Origin of the sequence: Pseudomonas sp. MAG733B (assembly GCF_036884845.1) — a bacterium.
Taxonomy (GTDB): domain Bacteria; phylum Pseudomonadota; class Gammaproteobacteria; order Pseudomonadales; family Pseudomonadaceae; genus Aquipseudomonas.
In genome coordinates, this window is sequence record NZ_CP145732.1 from 5,906,945 (window position 1) to 5,928,063 (window position 21,119).

The following is a 21,119-nucleotide window of genomic DNA, read 5'->3' on the forward strand; positions in this document are numbered from 1 at the left end:
ATCCCGATCAGGCCACATCATCAGGTTGCCCATGCTCGAGACCACAGCACTGCCAAGGAAAGCGACGCTGTCCCCGCCACTGGATACGCGGTATCAGGTCGAAACGCCGGAAGGCATCGATTTGCCTCTGCGCCCGGCCGGGTTGATGGTTCGTGCATTGGCGTTCGCCATCGATCTGGCGCTGCGCGGACTGATCCTCGGCCTGCTGTTCATTGTGTTGGCGATGCTAGGGAAACTTGGCGCGGGGCTGGGTTCGTTGCTGATCTTCGGCGTCAGCTGGTGGTACATGGTGCTGTTCGAAGTCCTCAACCAGGGCCGCTCGCCGGGCAAGCAGTGGATGGGCTTGCGGGTGGTGCAAGACGACGGCACACCGATTGGCTGGTCCGCGTCGTTGCTGCGAAACCTGTTGCGCTTCGTCGACCTGCTGCCGTTCGGCTACTTCCTCGGGGCCATCAGTTGCCTGCAACATCCCAGCTTCAAGCGCCTCGGCGACATCGCCGCCGGCACGCTGGTGATCTATCGCGAACAACCGCTCACCCGCCCGCAACTACCGCCCGCCCAACCGCGTCGCCCGGCATTTACCCTGACCCTGACCGAGCAACGCGCCATCCTCGGTTTCGCCGAGCGCCAGGCTGAACTCTCCCCCGCCAGGGTCAATGAACTGGCATCGATCCTTGCTCAACCGTTGCAGGTTCCGGCGCCACACGCCGTGGCCGAACTCAACGGCATCGCCCACGGCCTGTTGGGGCCGGCATGAAGCAAGGTCTTTTCGAACATCGGCACATGGCCGAATGGGAGCAATTCTCCATGCTCTTGGAGAGACTGGAGCGGAACAAGGACGCCACGGGTGTCGACAGTTTTCCCGGCGACTACCGGCGCATTTGCCAACACTTGGCGTTGGCTCGCGAACGCGGCTACAGCAGTTTTCTCATCGACTCATTGCAGCAGCAAGTCCTGCGCGGGCATCAACAGCTCTATCGGCATCGCAGCCGATTGGGCGCCAACATGCTGGCTTTCATCCTCGCGGATTTCCCGCGACTGGTGCGCGAACAGTGGCGCTTCGTACTCGCCGCCTGCCTGATGTTTTTCGGCAGCCTGATCGGTTTTGCCTTGCTGGTCTATCTGTTCCCGGACCTGATCTACAACCTGCTCCCGGCCGAACAGGTCAGTGAACTGCAGAGCATGTACGACCCGCAGGCCGGTCACCTCGGGCGCTCGGCGGAGCGAGCAGCCAGTGAAGACTGGGTGATGTTCGGCTACTACATCATGCATAACATCGGGATCGCCTTTCAGACCTTCGCCAGCGGTTTGCTGTTTGGCCTGGGCAGTGCGTTTTTCCTGTTCTTCAACGGTTTGACGATCGGCGCGGTGGCCGGGCATCTGACGCAGATCGGCTACGGGCAAACCTTCTGGTCCTTCGTGATCGGCCATGGCGCCTTCGAACTGACCGCCATTGCCCTGGCCGGAGCCGCCGGCCTGCAATTGGGTTGGGCATTGATCGCACCGGGACGCCTGCCGCGTGCCGAAGCCTTACGTCTGGCGGCGCGAAAAAGTGTGTTGCTGATTTGCGGGGTCATGCTGTTTCTACTGATTGCCGCGTTTATCGAAGCCTATTGGTCGTCAATGACGGCACCGACACCCATGACCAAGTATCTGGTGGGCGCGCTGCTCTGGCTGTCGGTCGCGGCATATCTGCTATTTGCCGGACGGGTGCGCCATGCGCCTGAGTGACGCCAGCGTAGTGATCCGCCCGCGCCCGACCTGGGAAGCCATGGACCTCGGGGTACTCTTGAGCCAGCGTCATCGGCGCCTGCTGATGACCAGTTGGGCCATCGTGACCTTGCCGTTTTTTGCGCTGTTGACCTGGCTGCTGTGGGAATCACCGTCCGTCGCGGTGTTCATCTTCTGGTGGTTGAAACCGGCCTTCGAACGCCTGCCGCTGTACATCCTGTCCAAGGCCATGTTTGGTGAAACACCCACGCTGAAACAGGCGCTTGTGCAATGGCCGCGGTTGCTCAAGCCGCAACTGCTGGCCAGCCTGACCTGGCGGCGCTTCAGCATGAGCCGCAGTTTCCTGCTGCCGGTGGTGCAACTCGAAGGCCTGAGCGGTGAGGCGCGCCAGCAGCGAATGCAGGTGTTGTTGCAGCGGGACGCTGGCGCGGCGCGGTGGCTGACGCTGATTGGCGTGCACCTGGAAACCGCGCTGTGGATCGGCTTGATGGTGCTGTTCTATCTACTGCTGCCGCAAGAGGTGGCCCTCGACTGGAGCTGGCAGTCGCTGATGACCGCCGCCACTCAGGACTGGCGCTGGCTGGAACACCTGACCAACGTCTTTTATGCCCTGGTGCTGGTGGTTTGGGAGCCGATCTACGTGGCCTGCGGCTTCAGCCTTTATTTGAACCGGCGCACGGTGCTTGAGGCCTGGGACATCGAGCTGGTGTTTCGCCGCATGCGCCAGCGTTTGAACAGCACCACCATTGCGCTGCTGCTGGCGGCGATTCTGTTGCTGCCGTCCACGCCAAGTGTCTGGGCCGCCGAACCGGTGATTACCCCTGACAGCCCGCGCTTGCTGGAACAGCCACTGACCAGCCAGGCGTCCCGGGACAGCATCAAGGCGATCCTCGATCAGCCACCGTTCAGCAACAAGGAAACCGTCACCCGCTATCGATTCGGCGAGGACAAAGCCACCGCCCAAACCCCGGACGACGACAAGATCCCGCAGTGGCTCAAGGCGCTGTTCGAACTGTTTGACAGTCAACGTTTCGGTGCCGTGGCCACGCTGATCGAGGTCTTGCTGTGGAGCACCGTGATCGGCGCCATCGGTCTGTTGATCTGGCGTTATCGCGACTGGCTGCAAACCTTCGTCAGCCGTCGCCCAGGCCCGGGCAAAAAAGCCTCGCGACCGATGCCGCAACAGGCGTTCGGCCTGGACCTCAACCGCGAAACCTTGCCCGCCGACATCGCCGCCAGCGCTGAAAGTCTGTGGCAGACCCATCCACGCGAAGCGCTCGGATTACTCTATCGCGCCCTGCTCAGCCACTTGCTGCACGACTTCGACCTCACCTTGAAAGCCGCCGATACCGAAGGCCAGGTGCTGGAACGGGTCGAGCAACTGCAACAACCGGCCTTGCTGGCCTTCAGCCGAAACCTGACCGGGCACTGGCAGAACATGGCCTACGGGCATCGTTTGCCGCCGGCGCATTCGCAGCAGGAACTGTGCAACGGCTGGCGAGCCTTGTTCGGTCCGGGAGCGGCGCATTGAACCGGCGCGCCTGGCCGGTGGTGCTCGGCATTTCAATCGCCGTGCTGCTGGCCGCATTGAGCGTTTATCTGTATCTGAAGGCTACACCCTACCACGCCGAAATCGATCACGGCCCCGCCCCCGAAGCGCAGGCCAATCCATACCTGGCCGCCGAACACTTCCTGCGCAAGCAGGGCCTGGCCGTCAGCCATGCCAACGGCCTCGATATCCTACCCAGTCTGGATCCGCACCAGCACAGCCTGTTGTTGCTGGGGGATCGCCACAACATGACGCCACGGCAAATTGATCAAGTGATGAACTGGACCCGCGCTGGCGGGCGCCTGCTGTTTGTCGCCCAATCGCTGTGGGATGAAAAGACCGGGCAAAGCAATGACCTGCTGCTCGACCGGGTACAACTGCACCAATCCTTGAGCAAAGACCTCAAGGATCCACCGGCGGGTGTCGACAACGATCCCTACCCGAAACTGACCAAGCTGTACCTGGAGAACGAGGACGCGCCGGCCTACGCCAGCTTCGATACCGCGTTCCATCTCGAAGACCCGAAAAACCTGGCCCAGGCCTGGGCCAACAGCGGCAAGGCCACGCACATGATGCAGCTCAACCACGGGCTCGGTTCGATCATCGTGGTGACCGATGCCGACCTGTGGAAAACTTCGGTGATCGACCAGTACGACAACGCCTGGCTGCTCTGGTACTTGACGGCGGACACCAGCGTGACACTGCTGTACGACACCGATCACGACAGCCTGTGGACATTGGTGGTGCGCCATTTCCCCCAGGCACTGGTCGCGTTGATTGCACTGATCGGCCTGGTGCTGTGGCATGTCGGTGTGCGCCACGGGCCATTGCAGGAACCGCCGCCGAAAGCACGCCGGCAATTGCAGGAGCATCTGCGCGCGACTGCCGATTTCATGTTGCGGCGCAACGGTCAGCACAGCCTGCTGCAATCGCTGCAACAAGACATTCTGCGCCGGGTCCGACGACGTCATCCCGGTTATGACCAACTCGGCGTCGCCGAACAATGGCTGGTGCTTGCGCGCCTGACCGGCCAACCCACACGCGCAATCAGCCAGGCCATGAGCCCGCGACCGAAGCAGCGACTGTCCAGCGCTGAGTTCAGCCGTCAGGTCGCCCATCTGCAAACCTTGAGGAACGCCTTATGAGTGAAGCGATCGAGCCCGACGCTCCCAGCCATGCCGCGCAGCAACGCCAGCGCGCCAGTCAGTTGGCGCAAGCGATACGCGGCGAACTGCAAAAAGCCGTGATCGGCCAGAACACGGTCATCGACGATGTGCTCACGGCATTGATTGCCGGTGGCCATGTGCTGCTCGAAGGTGTGCCGGGACTGGGCAAGACCTTGCTGGTGCGGGCGCTGGCCCGCTGCTTCGGTGGCGAATTCGCGCGCATCCAGTTCACCCCTGACCTGATGCCCAGCGACGTCACCGGACATGCGGTGTACGACTTGCAGACCGAGCAATTCAAACTGCGCAAAGGGCCGCTGTTCACCAATCTGTTGCTGGCCGACGAGATCAATCGCGCCCCGGCGAAAACCCAGGCTGCGTTGCTCGAAGCCATGCAGGAACGGCAAGTCACCCTTGAGGGACGCGCCCTGCCCATTGCGCAACCGTTCATGGTGCTCGCCACGCAAAACCCCATCGAACAGGAAGGCACTTACCCGCTGCCGGAAGCCGAGCTGGATCGCTTCATGCTCAAGGTGCGCATGGACTACCCCGACGCCGAGCAGGAATTGAACATGGTGCGTCAGGTCAGTCGCTCGACCCGTGCCGACATGCTCGATGTGCAGCCGCTGCGCACGGTGTTGCAGGCCAAGGATGTGCTGGCCTTGCAACGTATCGCCAGTGATTTGCCGCTGGATGATCAGGTGCTCGATTACGCCGTTCGCCTGGCTCGCACCACCCGCAGCTGGCCGGGCCTGACCCTCGGTGCCGGGCCTCGGGCTTCCATTGCGCTGGTACGTTGCGCGCGGGCGCGGGCCTTGTTGCGCGGTGGCGAGTTCGTGGTTCCGGATGACATAAAAGGCTGCGCGCTGGCGGTGCTGCGTCATCGCGTGCGCATCGCGCCGGAACTCGATATCGAAGGGCTGGAGGTCGATCAGGTGCTGCGGCAATTACTCGATCAAGTCGCGGCGCCGCGCCTGTGAAACCCAGCCGGCTGTTGCTGCTCTGGCTCGCCTTGCTGCTGGTCATCGGCGTTGTGCTGGGTGCTTTGCAGGCGCTGGAATTTGCGCTGCCGTCGTACCTTTCGCGGATCAATTGGGGTTTGCTGCTGGCGCTGCTGGCCCTGGCATTGCTCGATGCCATCCGTCTCAAACGCTTGCCCTCACCGCGCCTGCAACGGCACATGCCCGGCAGCCTGGCCTTGGGTCGCTGGAGTGAGGTACGACTGGAGCTTGAGCACGATCTTGCGCAACCAATGGACTTGCAACTCTTCGACCATGTGCCGGACGGTCTGAGTTTCGAACACCTGCCGCTGACGGTGCAATTGCAACCCGGCCAGCGCAGCTTCAGCAGCTATCGTCTGCGTCCGCTCAAACGCGGGCACTTCAGTCTTGAACACTGCGAGGTCAACCTGCCGGGCCCGTTGGGCCTGTGGTCCGACAAACGCTTACTGAGCGTGAGTGACCACACCCGCGTCTATCCCGACTTCGCCCACCTTTATGGCGGCCAATTATTGGCTGTGGATAACTGGCTCAGCCAGCTCGGCGTACGCCAGCATCAACGCCGTGGCCAAGGGCTGGAATTTCATCAATTGCGCGAGTTTCGCGAGGGCGACAGCCTGCGCCAGATCGACTGGAAAGCCACCGCCCGCCAACGTACGCCGATTGCCCGGGAGTATCAGGACGAGCGCGACCAACAAATCATTTTCATGCTCGACTGCGGCCGGCGCATGCGCAGCCAGGACACAGAGCTGGCGCATTTCGATCACGCGCTCAATGCCTGCCTGCTGTTGAGCTACGTCGCACTGCGTCAGGGAGATGCAGTGGGGTTCAGCACCTTTGCCAGCGATCAACCACGCTACCTCGCCCCCGTCAAAGGCAGCGGGCAGCTCAACGTCTTGCTCAATACGGTCTACGACCTGAACAGCAGCCAACGCAGCGCAGACTACCAAGCCGCCATCACTCAACTGCTCGCCCGACAAAAACGCCGGGCGCTGGTGGTGCTGATGACCAACCTGCGCGATGAGGACGATGAAGAATTGCTGACAGCCGTCAAACGCCTGGGCAAACAGCATCGAGTGCTGGTCGCCAGCCTGCGCGAAGACGTACTCGACAATCTGCGGGAAACACCCGTGCAGACTTTGCCCGAAGCCCTGGCCTATTGCGGCACGGTGAATTACTTGAATGCTCGGGCCGAACTCCATGAGCGGTTAAGCGCCCATGGCGTGCCGGTGCTGGATGCGCGGCCCGGGGAATTGGGCACGCAATTGGTTACGCAGTATTTGAGCTGGAAGCGAAGCGGCAGTGTTTAGGATCAGGCCGAAGCCGGCAACGGCTGAAAACTGAAATACTGCTTCAATGCCTCCACCAGTTGTCCATATTCCGGCGGTGCCCGTTGCAGGGTGAACCCGGCGTCATAGTGGTGAGGCGTTGCGTCTTCGTGACACCACAGACAACACGCCCGCAAGTCGATGACCTGTTGGCCTCCATCGCCGACGGGGATCTTCAGACGCAAGCCGAAATCCGCGCCGATCATCATCGGCAACTGACTGATAAGCATCAGCCCGTCTTCAGAGACATTGCCCAGATAACCGATGGGTTTGTCAGTGATGCTGTTGAACACTTTCAGAAAATACGGCAGTTGATGCCGCTCGATCCGGCGGTCAGTGAACATGCTGAATTCGCTACGCAAGGCCCTTAAGCAAGGCCGCACTAATGCTTCGGAACAGGTCTGCCTGCTGTTGCCCAACAGACAAAGCGACCTGCTCTCCCCGATCCTGGTGCGACAGTCCGCGAAACCGCTGCCGCTTACTCCTGCCGATCACAGGTGTTACGTCGGTTTAGAGGCACGGCTCTAAAACCGGTTTATTCGACTATAGCTCACCGCCGCCGGTCGGCCAGCTATTGAATGACAACCAGCATCAGAACTGCGTCGGGCGTACCGCTGCGGCACTGCGGGTCGGGTAATGACCCAGGCTCTGCAAGGTTTCCAGGCGGGCGCGAGCGCGGTAGGCGTATTCGCTTTGCGGGTACGAGGCGATGATGAACTGGTAGGTCTGAGCGGCATCAATGAACATTTTCTGCCGTTCCAGGCACTGGCCGCGCATCATCGACACCTCCGGCCAGACATAAGGCCGCGCCCGACTGGCGCGCTCGACCTTGGACAGTTCGAGCATGACCTGCTCGCAGTTGCCCCGGTCATAGGCGCTGTAGGCTAGGTTCAAATGATGGTTCATGGAAAATCGGGTGCAGCCCGTGACGCTGAGGGCGCTGATGGCAAGGGCGGCAATGAGCACGAATCGCATGGGGGATCTCCTGTCTTGAACGCTGTATCGACCCGCGGGCGGAAATCTTCAGGCTGCCGGTGCAAAGTTGTAGTGTTCAATAAAGAAAGCATTAAGTAGTGCAAACGAACAATGACTACAACTTCGGACCATAGTAGCCTCACTCAGCGCTTGAACTCAGGAGTCTTTGCATGTCCGTCCGTCGTACCAAAATCGTCGCTACCCTTGGCCCGGCCAGTAACTCGCCGGAAGTTCTCGAACAGCTGATTCTGGCTGGCCTGGACGTCGCCCGCCTGAACTTCTCCCACGGCACCCCCGACGAGCACAAGGCTCGCGCGAAGCTGGTGCGTGACCTGGCCGCCAAGCACGGTCGCTTCGTCGCCCTGCTGGGTGACCTGCAAGGCCCGAAAATCCGTATCGCCAAATTCGCCAACAAGAAGATCGAGCTGAAGATCGGTGACAAGTTCACCTTCTCCACCAGCCATCCTCTGACTGAAGGCAACCAGCAAGTGGTCGGCATCGACTACCCGGACCTGGTCAAGGACTGCGGCGTGGGCGACGAGCTGCTGCTCGACGACGGTCGCGTGGTGATGCGCGTCGATACCGCCACGGCCACCGAACTGAACTGCACCGTGACCATCGGCGGCCCGCTGTCCGACCACAAAGGCATCAACCGTCGCGGTGGCGGCCTGACCGCTCCGGCCCTGACTGAAAAAGACAAGGCTGACATCAAGCTCGCTGCGGAAATGGAAGTCGACTACCTCGCGGTCTCTTTCCCGCGTGACGCCGCCGACATGGAATACGCCCGTCAACTGCGCGACGAAGCCGGCGGCACTGCCTGGCTGGTAGCGAAGATCGAACGCGCTGAAGCCGTGGCCGACGACGAAACCCTCGACGGCCTGATCCAGGCTTCCGACGCGGTGATGGTGGCCCGTGGCGACCTGGGCGTGGAAATCGGCGACGCCGAGCTGGTGGGCATTCAGAAGAAGATCATTCTGCACGCACGCCGCCACAACAAGGCTGTGATCGTGGCGACCCAGATGATGGAGTCGATGATCCAGAACCCGATGCCGACTCGCGCTGAAGTGTCCGACGTGGCCAACGCCGTGCTCGACTACACCGACGCCGTGATGTTGTCTGCCGAATCCGCTGCCGGTCTGTATCCGCTGGAAGCCGTGCAAGCGATGGCGCGTATCTGCGTCGGCGCTGAAAAGCACCCGACCGGCAAGACCTCCAGCCATCGCATCGGCAAGGAATTCACCCGCTGCGACGAGAGCATTGCGCTGGCGACCATGTACACCGCCAACCACTTCCCGGGCGTTAAAGCGATCATCGCATTGACCGAAAGCGGCTACACCCCGCTGATCATGTCGCGCATCCGTTCTTCGGTGCCGATCTATGCGTATTCGCCGCACCGCGAAACCCAGGCGCGCGCAGCGATGTTCCGTGGCGTGTACACCATTCCGTTCGACCCGGCCTCGCTGGAGCCACACGAAGTCAGCCAGAAGGCGATCGACGAGCTGGTCAAGCGCGGCGTCGTGGAAAAAGGCGACTGGGTCATCCTGACCAAGGGCGACAGCTACCACACCACCGGCGGCACCAACGGCATGAAAATCCTGCACGTTGGCGACCCGATGGTCTGAGTGACTGGTTGCTGAAAAACAAAAGCCCCGCCATGTGAATGGCGGGGCTTTTTGCATGTAAAGACAAAATACAGAGAAAACCTGTCAAGGTTGACAGTAGACAGCCTTCCCTACTCCTTACTTAATGCAATTGAACTTTGGCAAGCATGGTGATCTTCAGGCTGCACCCATTCACCAACCTGCCAAAACTCAACAACCATTAATTCAAGGATTAGAAAAGATGAGCACCTCCCCACCCATCTCCCCAGGTGAATTCGACCCAAGTTTTGGACCACTGCACGATGGCAAGCTACTCCTGGTATATAGCGACTACGTTGTTAACAATGGCCAATTAATTTCGGAAGCCCCTGACGGAAAAATCTATGTCGGCGGAACCAGTTGGGCACGAGGAAGCACTTTACCCGAACATTTCAGTCTGACTCGAGTTTTAAGCGACGGCACACTCGATTCCGAATTCGGTATCGCGGGTACTGCACATTTAAAGCTCACGGCACCTGATGTCAGCTTAGGTAGGACACCTATTCAACTGTTTTACATCACCCATGACGGAGAAGAAAAAATCCTTTTATCCATGGGGCAACACTCCATGGGAGAAGGCGCGTCCACAATAACTGAAGCGTTGATCCGATTAACCGATAAGGGAGAGCTGGACAAGAGCTTTGGTACCGATGGCCTCCTGCTCATCACCCCTCCTTTCAAAGTCGAATCCACTCAACAGCCGGCCTCGGACATCATGTACGACGGCAGCATTGCTTCAGGGCGTACGGTACATGCGTCGGATGGCAGGATTTACATTATTTCTGCAGCCATTGACCCGGATCTGGGCTTGGGAGTCGGTGTAGTGATGTGTTTTGACTATAACGGTGTTGCTGACCTGACATTTAACAACACCGGATACGCGTCTCTTGCTGAAGTACTCGGTGTTCGCAGTTCGCTTAACGATATTGTTGTGCAGGATGGGAAAATCACTGTGTGTGGCTGGGCGACCTCTGGCGCACTACTGGCTCGACTCAATTTGGATGGTAGTTTTGACAAAACTTTTTCGGGAGTCGGATACAAGCTACTGGCAGGAACAAGTTTTCAATTTACTTCCCTGGCCGTGCTACCTGATGGTCGAACTGTCGCTACAGGTTTTGGGTTCCCTGAGCGCAAAGGCTTAGTGGCCGCTTATACGCCCACCGGTCTAATCGACCGGAGTTTTAACCAAGGCGCCCCCATTTACGAAAACTTTGACGATGCCGTGGCTGTCCTGTTTTTGGGTATGGGTTACAAAGACGATAAAATCGTTGTCTCCGGAAGATACATCGTTGGTCAGACTCCATATTTTGTGACCGCGCGATACCTCGTTAACGGTCGTCGTGATACGAACTTCGGGAATGGCAAGGGCTGGGTTGTTCACGAGTTAGGTAGTCGAGCCCTCGCACATGGGATGACTTTGCAATCGGACGGAAAAATCCTGGTAATTGGTAACGATCATGACGGTTTCTATGGCCATACCGTTATCGTCACTCGACTGCAAAACGGCGCCTGAGATTACTTTTCTTTAATAAGGCAACCCGAACCGTTGCCTTTAACTTACCTGTTGATAAACCCCGTCAACGCCGCCAATGCCTCCGGCGAACGCAACCGCTGAGTGAACAACGCGCCCTCTTCCTCGATCACCTTGCGGATCAACTCCCGATCCGGCGCTTTCATCAATTGCTTGCTGATGCGCACCGCCTCCGGCGGTAGCGACTCGAAGCGCAGCGCCATCTCCCGCGCCTTGGCCAACGCCTCTTCGCCACTGCCCAAGGCCTCGGAGGCGATGCCCCACGCTGCCGCTTGCTCACCATTGAACCCTTCGCCAAGCAGCAACAACTCCGCCGCTTTCGCCTGCCCGAGCAATCGCGGCAGAATCAGGCTGGAGCCGAACTCCGGGCATAAGCCAAGGTTGACGAACGGCATGCGCAAGCGTGCGTCGCGGCTGACGTAAACCAGATCGCAATGCAGCAACAGCGTCGTGCCGATGCCCACCGCCGCTCCGGCCACGGCGGCGATCACCGGTTTGCGGCATTCGAGCAGGTTGAGCATGAACTGGAACACCGGGCTGTCGAGATTGCCCGGTGGTTGCTGGATGAAATCGGCGATGTCGTTGCCGGCGGTGAAGCACTCGCTGGAGCCGGTGATCAGCACGGCGTTGATTTCAGGATCGGTGTCGGCCTGTTTCAACGCTTCGGCCAAGTGGCTGTACATGGCGCGGGTCAGGGCGTTTTTCTTTTCCGGGCGATTGAGGCGCAGGGTCAGCAGGCCGCGTTCGCGTTCAATCTGGATGGCATCGGTCATGGTCGTCTCGCGTCTGAAAAGTCAGCGCTCAACCACGGGGCAGGAACACATCGGCCAGCAGTTGATTGCGCGGCAGCCCCGCCAGATACAGGCGCCGGGCAAAGGCGTCGACGCTGTCGGGGGCTCCGCAGAGTAAGGCCAGGGTTTGCCGCGAAACAAGCCGCAGTTGCGCCAAAGCCGCGGGCAGCTCGGCCGGGGTCCAGAGCTCAATGTTCAGGTTCGTGCGGCTGGCGGCCATGGCTTGCAGGGGCTTGGCCAGATAATGCTCATCGGCATCATGGGCCAGGTGAATGACACGTATCTCGCCCTGGTGATCCTGACGCAAGGCCTCACGCAACACGCCAAACAACGGCCCCAATCCGGTGCCGGCGGCCATCAGCCACAGCGGCCGGGTGTGCCAGTCCGGGTCGTAGTGCAACGCCCCGCCGCGCAATTCGCCGAGGCGGATCGGATCGCCGATCTTCAACTGACGGGCTGCGTCGCTGAATTCCCCTGGCAGGCGACAATCGAGGTGAAATTCGAGAAAGCGATCGTCTTCCGGCAGGCTGGCGAGGGAGTACGGCCGCGCCACGTTCCCCGCCCACAACACCAGATGCTGGCCAGCGCTGTAACGCAATGGTCGCTGTGGGGTCAGGCGCATGCGCAACACGCTGGGGCTCAACCAGTCGACCGCCGCGACCTCGGCCGGGCGACCATCCTGCTGCGGGTCGAAGGTGTGGACCTGCAAATCCTCGACCACCTGACACTGGCACGCCAGGCGCCAGCCTTGCTGACGTTGCTCCGCGCTCAGGGCATCGGGGCGGCTATCGCTCGGCAGTCCCTGCACGCACTGCACCAGGCAGGCATGGCAACTGCCGGCGCGACAGCTATAAGGCACCGCCACGCCGTTCTGATTCAGGGCATCGAGCAGATTGCTGCCCTCCGCCACCGACCAGTGGCGGTCGCCAACGCGTAATTCAGGCATCGACGTTTTCCCACGCCGCCGCGCAACGATTGCGGCCGTCACGCTTGGCGCGATAGAGCGCCTGATCGGCCCGCTGCAAGGCATCGTCGAGATCATCGCCGAGCTCCAGCAATGTCATGCCGGCGGACAGGCTGAGACTGCCGACATTCAGGCCGATCAACTCGACATCGGTGAAGGCGATGCGCAACCGTTCACAGCACGAGGTCAGGCTTTCGGCATCGCAATCGGGCAGCAACACCACGAATTCCTCGCCGCCGTAACGGGCCAGCACATCACCCTCACGCAGACAGGCGCTGGCCACGCCGGCAAAGGCTTGCAGCACCTGATCGCCGGCAGCATGACCGTGCAGGTCGTTGATGCGTTTGAAGTGATCGAGGTCGATCAGTGCCAGGCCATGCACCACACCGGCGTCCATGGCATTGAGCTCACGGGAGGCCAGCCGGAGGAAATGCCGGCGATTGAACAGACCGGTCAGTTCGTCGGTGGCGACGAGGTCTTCGAGCTGGCGCATCATCCCGCGCAGCGTGTCCTGGTGTGCCTGCAACGCGAAGCGCCGTTGCCGCATGCGATGGCGCGAGGCCTGAACATAACCGGCATAAAGCACCAGCCAGACCAGCACGATCAACAGCACGCACACCTGCAATGCCGCCAGCGCCGGGTCGGGCAACTGGAAGTGGTAGCCCTCCCACAGCGTGATCGCGCTGAAACTGAAGAACACCAGCAACGCGCAGCGCAGGAAAGCGCGGCGAGACAGATGGAACAGCCCGAACAGCAGAATCAGTACATAGAAAACCAGGAACGCGCCGCGCGCGTCCTCCAGATGGGCAATAAGCCAGGTTTGCCAACCCAGCCCCAGCAACACCTGGGCTTCGGTCAGGCTGGGGTCGGCAAAGCGCAGGTTGCAGCCGGAATAGAACACCGCGAACAGCGCCGCCTGGCTGATCACCACCAGCGCGCTGCCGATGGCCACGCCTGTCAGCGAGTCCTGATAGTGGCCGGTAAAAAACGCCAGCCACAGCAATAGCAATGCCAAGGCATAAGTGCCGGCCGCGAGGGCAAAACGTTTGAGTAGCAGTCGCTGGATGGCGTTATGGGTCAATCGTTGACTCACCGAATGAAAGGAGACTGATAGAGCGTCCTACTCTACAGACCGTATGTCACTTTAGTGGCGTGGACGATAAATGACCATTCAATTTTCGGGCGGATCACTGACGTCAAATCCATGACCCGCCATGCGACCAACGTTTGACTACCGGCGCGTGTGCCCTTGGACGAGGCGCGGTATACTGCCGCGCCTTTTTAGCGTCGCGCCAGCAGCCCCGGCGTGCCTTGAAAGGTGCTTGCAACCGACCGATGCACCCAAGCTGCAAGCACCTTATTTGAATGTTCCCGTCTTTTAGAGGAGCGCGACTCATGACCGTGATCAAGCAAGACGACCTGATTCAGAGCGTTGCCGACGCACTGCAGTTCATTTCCTATTACCACCCCGTGGATTTCATCCAGGCGATGCACGAAGCCTACCTGCGCGAAGAATCGCCAGCGGCCCGCGACTCGATGGCACAGATCCTGATCAACTCGCGCATGTGCGCCACCGGCCACCGCCCGATCTGCCAGGACACCGGCATCGTGACCGTGTTCGTCCGCGTGGGCATGGACGTGCGTTGGGATGGCGCCACCATGGGCCTGGACGACATGATCAACGAAGGCGTGCGTCGCGCCTACAACCTGCCGGAAAACGTCCTGCGTGCTTCGATCCTCGCCGACCCGGCGGGCGCTCGCAAGAACACCAAGGACAACACCCCGGCCGTTATCCACTACTCCATCGTTCCGGGTAACACCGTGGAAGTGGACGTGGCGGCCAAGGGCGGCGGCTCCGAGAACAAGTCGAAAATGGCCATGCTCAACCCTTCCGACTCGATCGTCGACTGGGTGCTCAAGACCGTTCCGACCATGGGCGCCGGCTGGTGCCCACCGGGCATGCTGGGCATCGGCATCGGCGGCACCGCCGAGAAAGCCGCTGTGATGGCAAAAGAAGTGTTGATGGAATCCATCGACATTCACGAACTGAAGGCCCGTGGCCCACAGAACCGCATTGAAGAAATGCGCCTGGAGCTGTTCGAGAAGGTCAACCAGTTGGGCATCGGCGCCCAGGGCCTCGGTGGCCTGACCACCGTGCTCGACGTGAAGATCATGGATTACCCGACCCACGCCGCTTCCCTGCCGGTGTGCATGATCCCGAACTGCGCCGCCACCCGTCACACGCACTTTGTGCTCGACGGTTCCGGCCCGGTTGCTCAGGAAGCGCCACCGCTGGACGCCTACCCGGAAATCGTCTGGGAAGCAGGTCCATCGGCCCGCCGCGTCAACCTCGACACCCTGACCCCGGAAGATGTGCAGAGCTGGAAGCCGGGCGAAACCGTCCTGCTCAACGGCAAGATGCTCACCGGTCGCGACGCCGCGCACAAGCGCATGGTCGAGATGCTGAACAAAGGTGAAACCCTGCCGGTGGACCTCAAGGGTCGCTTCATCTATTACGTCGGTCCGGTTGATCCGGTGCGCGAAGAAGTGGTTGGCCCGGCTGGCCCGACCACCGCGACGCGGATGGACAAGTTCACCCGTCAGATCCTCGAGCAAACCGGCCTGTTGGGCATGATCGGCAAATCCGAGCGCGGCCCGACCGCAATCGAAGCGATCAAGGACCACAAAGCCGTTTACCTGATGGCAGTCGGCGGCGCGGCTTACCTGGTGGCGCAAGCGATCAAGAAATCCCGCGTGGTGGCTTTCGCCGAACTGGGCATGGAAGCGATCTACGAGTTCGACGTAAAAGACATGCCAGTGACCGTTGCGGTCGACAGCAAGGGCGAGTCCGTACACATCACCGGTCCTGCCATCTGGCAGCAAAAGATCAGTGAAAGCCTGGCGGTTGAAGTGCAGTAAGCACTGACATCACGCGGCGAAAAAACCGGCCCGTCGGAAACGACAGGCCGGTTTTTTTATGCCGGAAGAAATCCTCATCGACAAACGACCCATGCAATAAAACCAGCGCCGCCCCACAGGTTCCATCGAGAGATCAGCGCCGTTCACATGGTATGGTGCTCCCCCTGATTTTTGCCTGTTGCCAAACGCATGCTCCCGAATTCCCGATCCCTGCGCCTGGCGCTCTATACCGTATTGATCATTGCCGGTGCCGCCATCGCTGCCACCTTGGCCATGCGCCACACCGTGCGCCAGTCAATGGTCGAAGACGCGGCTCGCGCCAACCAGCAATTGGCGTTGTACGCCACCTCCCTGCACACCCTGATCGAGCGCTACCGCGCCCTGCCCTCGGTGCTGGCGCTGGACCCGCAATTGCGCGATGCGCTCAAAGGTCCGGTAGGCCCCGAGCAACAGGATCTGCTGAACCGCAAACTGGAAAAAATCAACGGCGCTGCCGAGTCCTCGACCCTGGAACTGCTCGATCAAACCGGCCTGGCCGTGGCAGCAAGCAACTGGCGGTTGCCCAGCAGTTATGTCGGCCACAATTACGGCTTCCGCCCTTACTTCAGCCAGACCCGCACCCAAGGTACCGGGCGCTTTTACGCGGTTGGAGTGACCAGCGGCATTCCCGGTTACTTTCTGTCCAGCGCCGTCACCAACGATGACGGCCAGTTCCTCGGCGCGATGGTGGTGAAACTGGAGTTTCCGGAACTGGAACGCGAATGGCGCCAAGGCAACGACACGCTGCTGGTCAGCGACGCTCGCGGGATCATCTTCATCGCCAACCAGCCGGGCTGGCGCTATCGCCACTTGAAACCGTTGAGCGACAGCGATCACGCCGAACTCAAGGCCACCCGTCAATACGACAAGCAGCCACTGACGCCGCTTGAGTACCAATCAATGCGCCGCTTCGACGACAACAGCGAACTGGCGCGGGTCAATGGCCCGGACGGCAACGCCGATTACCTGTGGGAATCCTTGCCACTGGCTGCCGAAGGCTGGACGTTGCACTTGCTGCGCCGTCCACATGTTGCCTTCGAAGACAGCCGCAACGCCGCACTCGCCGCTGCCGGTTTGTGGCTGACGCTGGTGTTTCTGCTGCTGTTCCTCAACCAGCGCTGGCGTCTGGCCAAACTGCGCCAGCGCAGCCGCGAGGAGCTTGAACAACTGGTGGAAGAACGCACCCGCGACCTGCGCACCGCCCAGGAAGGCCTGGTGCAATCGGCCAAACTTGCCGCTCTCGGGCAGATGTCGGCGGCGCTGGCCCACGAGATCAATCAACCACTGACGGCGCAGCGCATGCAGCTTGCTACGCTGAGACTGCTGCTCGATCACGGTCGGGTCGACGACGCGTACAAGGCGCTCAAACCGGTGGACGACATGCTGACGCGCATGGCCGCCCTCACCGGCCACCTGAAAACCTTCGCCCGCAAAAGCCCCAGCGGCTTGCGCGAACGTCTCGATCTGGCAGCGGTGGTCGACCAGTCGCTGCACCTGCTCGACACGCGGTTACGCGATGAACAGGTCAGCACCGTGCTGCACCTGACGCGCCCGGCCTGGGTGCGCGGCGATGCGATTCGTCTGGAACAGGTGCTGATCAATCTGCTGCGCAACGCTCTGGATGCGATGCAGGACAAGCCCTGCAAGCGCCTGGAAATCCGTCTCGAAGCCGAAGAACAATTGTGGCGATTGAGCGTGATCGACAACGGCAGCGGCATAGCCGAAGAAAACCTGGCCAAGGTGTTCGATCCGTTTTTCACCACCAAACCGGTGGGCGATGGCCTGGGGATCGGCCTGGCGGTTTCGTTCGCCATCGTTCATGAATCGGGCGGTCGCCTGACGGCCGATAATCATGGCAACGGCGCAGTGTTCGCCCTGACCTTGCCCATCGACCTGGAGGTTCCTGAACCATGCTGAACTCAGTAATGGTGGTCGACGACGAAAGCAGCATCCGCAGTGCCGTCGAGCAATGGTTGAGCCTGTCGGGGTTCGAGGTGCAATTGTTCAGCCGCGCCGACGAGTGCCTGGCGCAACTGCCGAAGCATTTCGCCGGGGTGATTCTCAGCGATGTGCGCATGCCGGGCATGACCGGCCTGGAACTGTTGGCCGAGGTGCAGCGGCGCGATGCTGATTTGCCGGTGATCCTGCTGACCGGCCACGGTGACGTGCCAATGGCCGTCGATGCGATGCGCGATGGCGCCTACGATTTTCTCGAAAAACCCTTCAGCCCCGAGACCCTGCTCGGCAGTTTGCGGCGGGCGCTGGACAAGCGCAGCTTGGTCCTGGAAAACCGTGCATTGCATGAACAGGCAGACAACCGCGCCAAACTCGATACGACGCTGCTGGGCGTCTCCCGTGGCTTGCAGACGTTGCGCCGGCAAGTGCTGGATCTGGCAGCGCTGCCGGTCAACGTGCTGATCCGCGGTGAAACCGGCAGCGGCAAGGAGCTGGTCGCCCGTTGCCTGCACGACTTCGGGCCGCGCGCCGACAAACCCTTCGTCGCCTTGAACTGCGCAGCCATCCCCGAGCAACTGTTTGAGGCCGAACTATTCGGCCACGAAAGCGGTGCATTCACCGGCGCCCAGGGCAAACGCATCGGCAAACTCGAATACGCCGACGGCGGCACGTTGTTTCTCGATGAAATCGAAAGCATGCCGCTGGCGCAGCAGGTGAAATTGCTGCGGGTGCTGCAAGAGCAGAAGCTCGAGCGTCTGGGCTCGAACCAGAGCATTCGCGTGGATTTGCGCATCATTGCCGCAACCAAACCGGACTTGCTCGATGAAGCGCGGGCCGGGCGCTTTCGTGAAGACCTGGCTTATCGCTTGAACGTTGCCGAATTGCGCCTGCCACCGTTACGCGACCGCCGTGAAGACATTCCCTTGTTGTACGAAGCGTTCGCCCAGAGTGCCGCCGAGCGTTTGGGTCGGACGTTTGCGCCCTTGAGCGGCCCGCAATTGAGCCATCTGCTGAGCCATGACTGGCCGGGTAATGTGCGCGAACTGGCGAACGTCGCCGAACGCCAGGTGTTGGGGCTGGGCGAGCCCGTACCGGCCGGTATCGAGCCGGGGCAGTCACTGGCGGCGCAGCAGGAAGCCTTTGAAGCCCAATGCCTGCGCGCGGCGTTGACCCGGCACAAGGGCGATGTGAAAGCGGTGCTGGAAGAGCTGCAACTGCCGCGTCGCACGTTCAATGAAAAGATGCAGCGGCATGGGTTGAGTCGGGAGATGTTCCTGTAGCGTCTGGAAGGGCCTCATCGCTGGCAGGCCAGCTCCCACAGGTTTTGTGTCGTGCACAACTTTCTGCATGCAACTCGGACACTGTGGGAGCTGGCTTGCCAGCGAAGAGGCCAGAGCAGGCACTGCAAATTCACGAGGCCAACCAGCAATTTTCCGCTCACCAACAAACTTTCATAGGCGGATTTCCGCTCACCAAACCGCCATAACCCCTCTAAACCGGCCCTCTCCCCGTTGGCACAGCTCCTGCTATAGCCCCCGCAGGCTGCGTTTAATCGCGCTCCACAAAAACAATTAAACGAAGGATCCTTCAATGGATAACTCCAACGCCCTGCCCCTTGGGTCGGCTGCCGTGCCGGCTAAAGAAAGAACCACCAGCAGTCGCATCAAGTCGATCTTCAGCGGCTCGGTCGGCAACATGGTCGAATGGTATGACTGGTACGTCTATGCCGCCTTCTCCCTGTACTTCGCCAAGGCCTTTTTCCCTAAAGGCGACACCACCGCACAATTGCTGAACACCGCCGCGATCTTCGCCGTGGGCTTCCTGATGCGCCCGATCGGTGGCTGGTTGATGGGCCTGTATGCCGACAAGGTCGGACGTAAAAAAGCCCTGATGGCTTCGGTCTACCTGATGTGCTTCGGCTCGCTGCTGATCGCTCTGAGCCCGGGTTACGAAACCATCGGCATCGGCGCGCCGATCCTGCTGGTGTTCGCACGTTTGCTGCAAGGCCTGTCGGTCGGCGGCGAATACGGCACCTCGGCCACTTACCTGAGTGAGATGGCAACCAAGGAACGTCGCGGTTTCTTCTCCAGCTTCCAATACGTGACCCTGATCTCCGGTCAGCTCATAGCACTGGGCGTGCTGATCGTGCTGCAAAACATTCTGACCACCGAGGAACTGTACGCCTGGGGCTGGCGCATCCCGTTCGCCATCGGCGCACTGTGTGCCGTGGTCGCGCTGTACCTGCGTCGCGGCATGGAAGAAACCGAGTCGTTCACCAAGAAAGAAAAGGCCAAGGAAAGCGCGATGCGCACCTTGATGCGCCATCCGAAGGAACTGATGACCGTGGTCGGCCTGACCATGGGTGGTACGCTGGCGTTCTACACCTACACCACCTACATGCAGAAATACCTGGTGAACACCGTCGGCATGAGCATCTCCGACTCCACCACCATTTCCGCCGCCACGCTGTTCCTGTTCATGTGCCTGCAACCGATCATCGGCGGGCTGTCGGATAAAATCGGTCGCCGGCCAATCCTGATCGCCTTCGGCGTTCTGGGTACGCTGTTCACCGTGCCGATCCTGACCACCCTGCACACCATCACGACCTGGTGGGGCGCCTTCTTCCTGATCATGGCAGCGCTGATCATCGTCAGCGGCTACACCTCGATCAACGCGGTGGTGAAAGCCGAACTGTTCCCGACCGAAATCCGCGCCCTGGGCGTTGGCCTGCCGTACGCACTGACCGTATCGATTTTCGGCGGCACCGCTGAATACATCGCCCTGTGGTTCAAGAGCATCGGCATGGAAACCGGTTACTACTGGTATGTCACCGCGTGCATCGCCGTGTCCTTGTTGGTGTACATCACCATGAAAGACACCCGCAAGCATTCGCGAATCGTCACGGACTAAGTCCACACGCGTTACACCGAAAGGGGCAGATCGTCGGGATCTGCCCCTTTTTTTGTTGCTGAAAAAGCGCCCTGCCCGTCATCCGCGCCACACCGATTAAATAATTTGTTACCTACGCGGCGCGGCGGATTAATCACGAGTTAATGCTCGCCCACCATCCTGAAACGGTCTGATCGATTAGCTGCGATGCGCCCATTCAGTCCCTGAAAGCGGAAAAATCTGATGGCCTTAATATCTATTTAATCGATTGTTTTTAGCATTATTTTGCGCTTTTTAATCAGTTTAATTGGCGTAGCATGAAACCCATGCCCAAGAGACAAAACGCCAAAGAACCTGGAGAAATGAAGATGAAAACCAAACTGTTCCTCGCCATCGCCCTGTCCGTCCTGGCCGCCAACACCTTCGCTGCCGACGGTTTCGACCGCACCGGTTCCGCTGTCGCGGCAGACGGCTATGACCGCACCGGTTCCGCCACTGTCGCCGCTGATGGCTACGACCGTACTGGCGGCGCAACCGTCGCTGAAGATGGCTACGACCGTACTGGCGGCGCAACCGTCAGCTAAGTCACTCAAGCGGCACCCACAGCCCGGCTTCGGCCGGGCTTAGTCATTTCTGGGGGAACACA

18 protein-coding genes are annotated in these 21,119 nt (G+C 60.4%); 13 read left to right on the forward strand and 5 right to left on the reverse strand.

Annotated features, from left to right (window positions below; all coding sequences use genetic code 11):
- Positions 1-31: 31 nt before the first annotated feature.
- The 6 genes from V6Z53_RS27045 to V6Z53_RS27070 are packed head-to-tail and all read left to right on the forward strand — an operon-like array spanning position 32 to position 6,751.
- Positions 32-757, forward strand: a complete 726-nt coding sequence (locus V6Z53_RS27045) for an RDD family protein (protein WP_338582664.1) — start codon at positions 32-34, stop codon at positions 755-757.
- On the forward strand, positions 754-1,731 hold the full coding sequence (locus tag V6Z53_RS27050) for a stage II sporulation protein M (RefSeq protein ID WP_338582665.1): 978 nt from the start codon (positions 754-756) through the stop codon (positions 1,729-1,731). The genes V6Z53_RS27045 and V6Z53_RS27050 overlap by 4 nt, the downstream gene beginning before the upstream one ends.
- Positions 1,718-3,262 carry a DUF4129 domain-containing protein gene (locus V6Z53_RS27055; RefSeq protein ID WP_338582666.1) on the forward strand — a complete coding sequence of 515 codons (1,545 nt, stop codon included), beginning with the start codon at positions 1,718-1,720 and terminating at the stop codon, positions 3,260-3,262. Before V6Z53_RS27050 ends, V6Z53_RS27055 begins: the two co-directional genes overlap by 14 nt.
- Positions 3,259-4,425 carry a DUF4350 domain-containing protein gene (locus V6Z53_RS27060; RefSeq protein ID WP_338582667.1) on the forward strand — a complete coding sequence of 389 codons (1,167 nt, stop codon included), beginning with the start codon at positions 3,259-3,261 and terminating at the stop codon, positions 4,423-4,425. Before V6Z53_RS27055 ends, V6Z53_RS27060 begins: the two co-directional genes overlap by 4 nt.
- Positions 4,422-5,423 (forward strand): MoxR family ATPase, encoded by a 1,002-nt coding sequence (locus V6Z53_RS27065; RefSeq protein ID WP_338582668.1) that lies wholly within the window; start codon positions 4,422-4,424, stop codon positions 5,421-5,423. The genes V6Z53_RS27060 and V6Z53_RS27065 overlap by 4 nt, the downstream gene beginning before the upstream one ends.
- Complete coding sequence (locus tag V6Z53_RS27070) at positions 5,420-6,751, forward strand: DUF58 domain-containing protein (RefSeq protein ID WP_338582669.1); 1,332 nt, start codon at positions 5,420-5,422, stop codon at positions 6,749-6,751. The genes V6Z53_RS27065 and V6Z53_RS27070 overlap by 4 nt, the downstream gene beginning before the upstream one ends.
- Before the next feature lie 2 nt (positions 6,752-6,753).
- On the opposite strand, the gene V6Z53_RS27075 is transcribed toward V6Z53_RS27070, so the two are convergent.
- The gene (locus V6Z53_RS27075; protein WP_338582671.1) at positions 6,754-7,113 is read right to left on the reverse strand and encodes a PilZ domain-containing protein; all 360 of its coding nucleotides are present in this window, start codon (positions 7,111-7,113) and stop codon (positions 6,754-6,756) included.
- A 247-nt stretch (positions 7,114-7,360) separates the two neighbouring features.
- Positions 7,361-7,744, reverse strand: coding sequence for a tetratricopeptide repeat protein (locus tag V6Z53_RS27080; RefSeq protein ID WP_338582672.1), 384 nt, complete (start codon positions 7,742-7,744; stop codon positions 7,361-7,363).
- A 170-nt stretch (positions 7,745-7,914) separates the two neighbouring features.
- Here V6Z53_RS27080 and pyk point away from each other — a divergent pair, with 170 nt between their 5' ends.
- Positions 7,915-9,366, forward strand: a complete 1,452-nt coding sequence (gene pyk / locus V6Z53_RS27085) for a pyruvate kinase (protein WP_338582673.1) — start codon at positions 7,915-7,917, stop codon at positions 9,364-9,366.
- A gap of 220 nt (positions 9,367-9,586) precedes the next feature.
- On the forward strand, positions 9,587-10,897 hold the full coding sequence (locus tag V6Z53_RS27090) for a delta-60 repeat domain-containing protein (protein WP_338582674.1): 1,311 nt from the start codon (positions 9,587-9,589) through the stop codon (positions 10,895-10,897).
- A 44-nt stretch (positions 10,898-10,941) separates the two neighbouring features.
- Here V6Z53_RS27090 and V6Z53_RS27095 read toward each other — a convergent pair whose 3' ends face one another.
- From V6Z53_RS27095 to V6Z53_RS27105, 3 genes are read right to left on the reverse strand one after another with little or no spacing between them, the layout of a single operon-like run.
- Positions 10,942-11,688: an enoyl-CoA hydratase-related protein gene (locus tag V6Z53_RS27095; protein WP_338582676.1), complete on the reverse strand. Its 747-nt coding sequence runs from the start codon at positions 11,686-11,688 to the stop codon at positions 10,942-10,944.
- Between the two features lie 28 nt (positions 11,689-11,716).
- Positions 11,717-12,652, reverse strand: a complete 936-nt coding sequence (locus V6Z53_RS27100; protein WP_338582678.1) for an iron-sulfur-binding ferredoxin reductase — start codon at positions 12,650-12,652, stop codon at positions 11,717-11,719.
- Positions 12,645-13,751 carry a GGDEF domain-containing protein gene (locus tag V6Z53_RS27105; RefSeq protein WP_338582680.1) on the reverse strand — a complete coding sequence of 369 codons (1,107 nt, stop codon included), beginning with the start codon at positions 13,749-13,751 and terminating at the stop codon, positions 12,645-12,647. Before V6Z53_RS27105 ends, V6Z53_RS27100 begins: the two co-directional genes overlap by 8 nt.
- A 314-nt stretch (positions 13,752-14,065) precedes the next feature.
- On the opposite strand from V6Z53_RS27105, the gene V6Z53_RS27110 reads away from it, so the two are divergent.
- The 5 genes from V6Z53_RS27110 (at position 14,066) to V6Z53_RS27130 (ending at position 21,057) form a co-directional block, all read left to right on the forward strand.
- Complete coding sequence (locus tag V6Z53_RS27110) at positions 14,066-15,589, forward strand: fumarate hydratase (RefSeq protein WP_338582682.1); 1,524 nt, start codon at positions 14,066-14,068, stop codon at positions 15,587-15,589.
- A gap of 189 nt (positions 15,590-15,778) precedes the next feature.
- Positions 15,779-17,545, forward strand: coding sequence for an ATP-binding protein (locus V6Z53_RS27115; protein ID WP_338582684.1), 1,767 nt, complete (start codon positions 15,779-15,781; stop codon positions 17,543-17,545).
- On the forward strand, positions 17,539-18,864 hold the full coding sequence (locus tag V6Z53_RS27120) for a sigma-54 dependent transcriptional regulator (protein ID WP_338582686.1): 1,326 nt from the start codon (positions 17,539-17,541) through the stop codon (positions 18,862-18,864). The genes V6Z53_RS27115 and V6Z53_RS27120 overlap by 7 nt, the downstream gene beginning before the upstream one ends.
- 310 nt (positions 18,865-19,174) lie before the next feature.
- Positions 19,175-20,494 (forward strand): MFS transporter, encoded by a 1,320-nt coding sequence (locus V6Z53_RS27125; protein WP_338582688.1) that lies wholly within the window; start codon positions 19,175-19,177, stop codon positions 20,492-20,494.
- 347 nt (positions 20,495-20,841) lie between these two features.
- Entirely contained in the window at positions 20,842-21,057 is a 216-nt protein-coding gene (locus V6Z53_RS27130) for a hypothetical protein (protein WP_338582690.1), read from the forward strand.
- The last annotated feature ends 62 nt before the right edge of the window (positions 21,058-21,119 follow it).

Coding starts and splice junctions, on each gene's coding strand:
- V6Z53_RS27045 (WP_338582664.1), top strand. CDS start 32: ATGCTCGAGACCACAGCACTGCCAAGGAAAGCGACGCTGTCCCCGCCA.
- V6Z53_RS27050 (WP_338582665.1), top strand. CDS start 754: ATGAAGCAAGGTCTTTTCGAACATCGGCACATGGCCGAATGGGAGCAA.
- V6Z53_RS27055 (WP_338582666.1), top strand. CDS start 1,718: ATGCGCCTGAGTGACGCCAGCGTAGTGATCCGCCCGCGCCCGACCTGG.
- V6Z53_RS27065 (WP_338582668.1), top strand. CDS start 4,422: ATGAGTGAAGCGATCGAGCCCGACGCTCCCAGCCATGCCGCGCAGCAA.
- V6Z53_RS27075 (WP_338582671.1), bottom strand. CDS start 7,113: ATGTTCACTGACCGCCGGATCGAGCGGCATCAACTGCCGTATTTTCTG.
- V6Z53_RS27080 (WP_338582672.1), bottom strand. CDS start 7,744: ATGCGATTCGTGCTCATTGCCGCCCTTGCCATCAGCGCCCTCAGCGTC.
- pyk (WP_338582673.1), top strand. CDS start 7,915: ATGTCCGTCCGTCGTACCAAAATCGTCGCTACCCTTGGCCCGGCCAGT.
- V6Z53_RS27090 (WP_338582674.1), top strand. CDS start 9,587: ATGAGCACCTCCCCACCCATCTCCCCAGGTGAATTCGACCCAAGTTTT.
- V6Z53_RS27095 (WP_338582676.1), bottom strand. CDS start 11,688: ATGACCGATGCCATCCAGATTGAACGCGAACGCGGCCTGCTGACCCTG.
- V6Z53_RS27100 (WP_338582678.1), bottom strand. CDS start 12,652: ATGCCTGAATTACGCGTTGGCGACCGCCACTGGTCGGTGGCGGAGGGC.
- V6Z53_RS27110 (WP_338582682.1), top strand. CDS start 14,066: ATGACCGTGATCAAGCAAGACGACCTGATTCAGAGCGTTGCCGACGCA.
- V6Z53_RS27115 (WP_338582684.1), top strand. CDS start 15,779: ATGCTCCCGAATTCCCGATCCCTGCGCCTGGCGCTCTATACCGTATTG.
- V6Z53_RS27120 (WP_338582686.1), top strand. CDS start 17,539: ATGCTGAACTCAGTAATGGTGGTCGACGACGAAAGCAGCATCCGCAGT.
- V6Z53_RS27125 (WP_338582688.1), top strand. CDS start 19,175: ATGGATAACTCCAACGCCCTGCCCCTTGGGTCGGCTGCCGTGCCGGCT.
- V6Z53_RS27130 (WP_338582690.1), top strand. CDS start 20,842: ATGAAAACCAAACTGTTCCTCGCCATCGCCCTGTCCGTCCTGGCCGCC.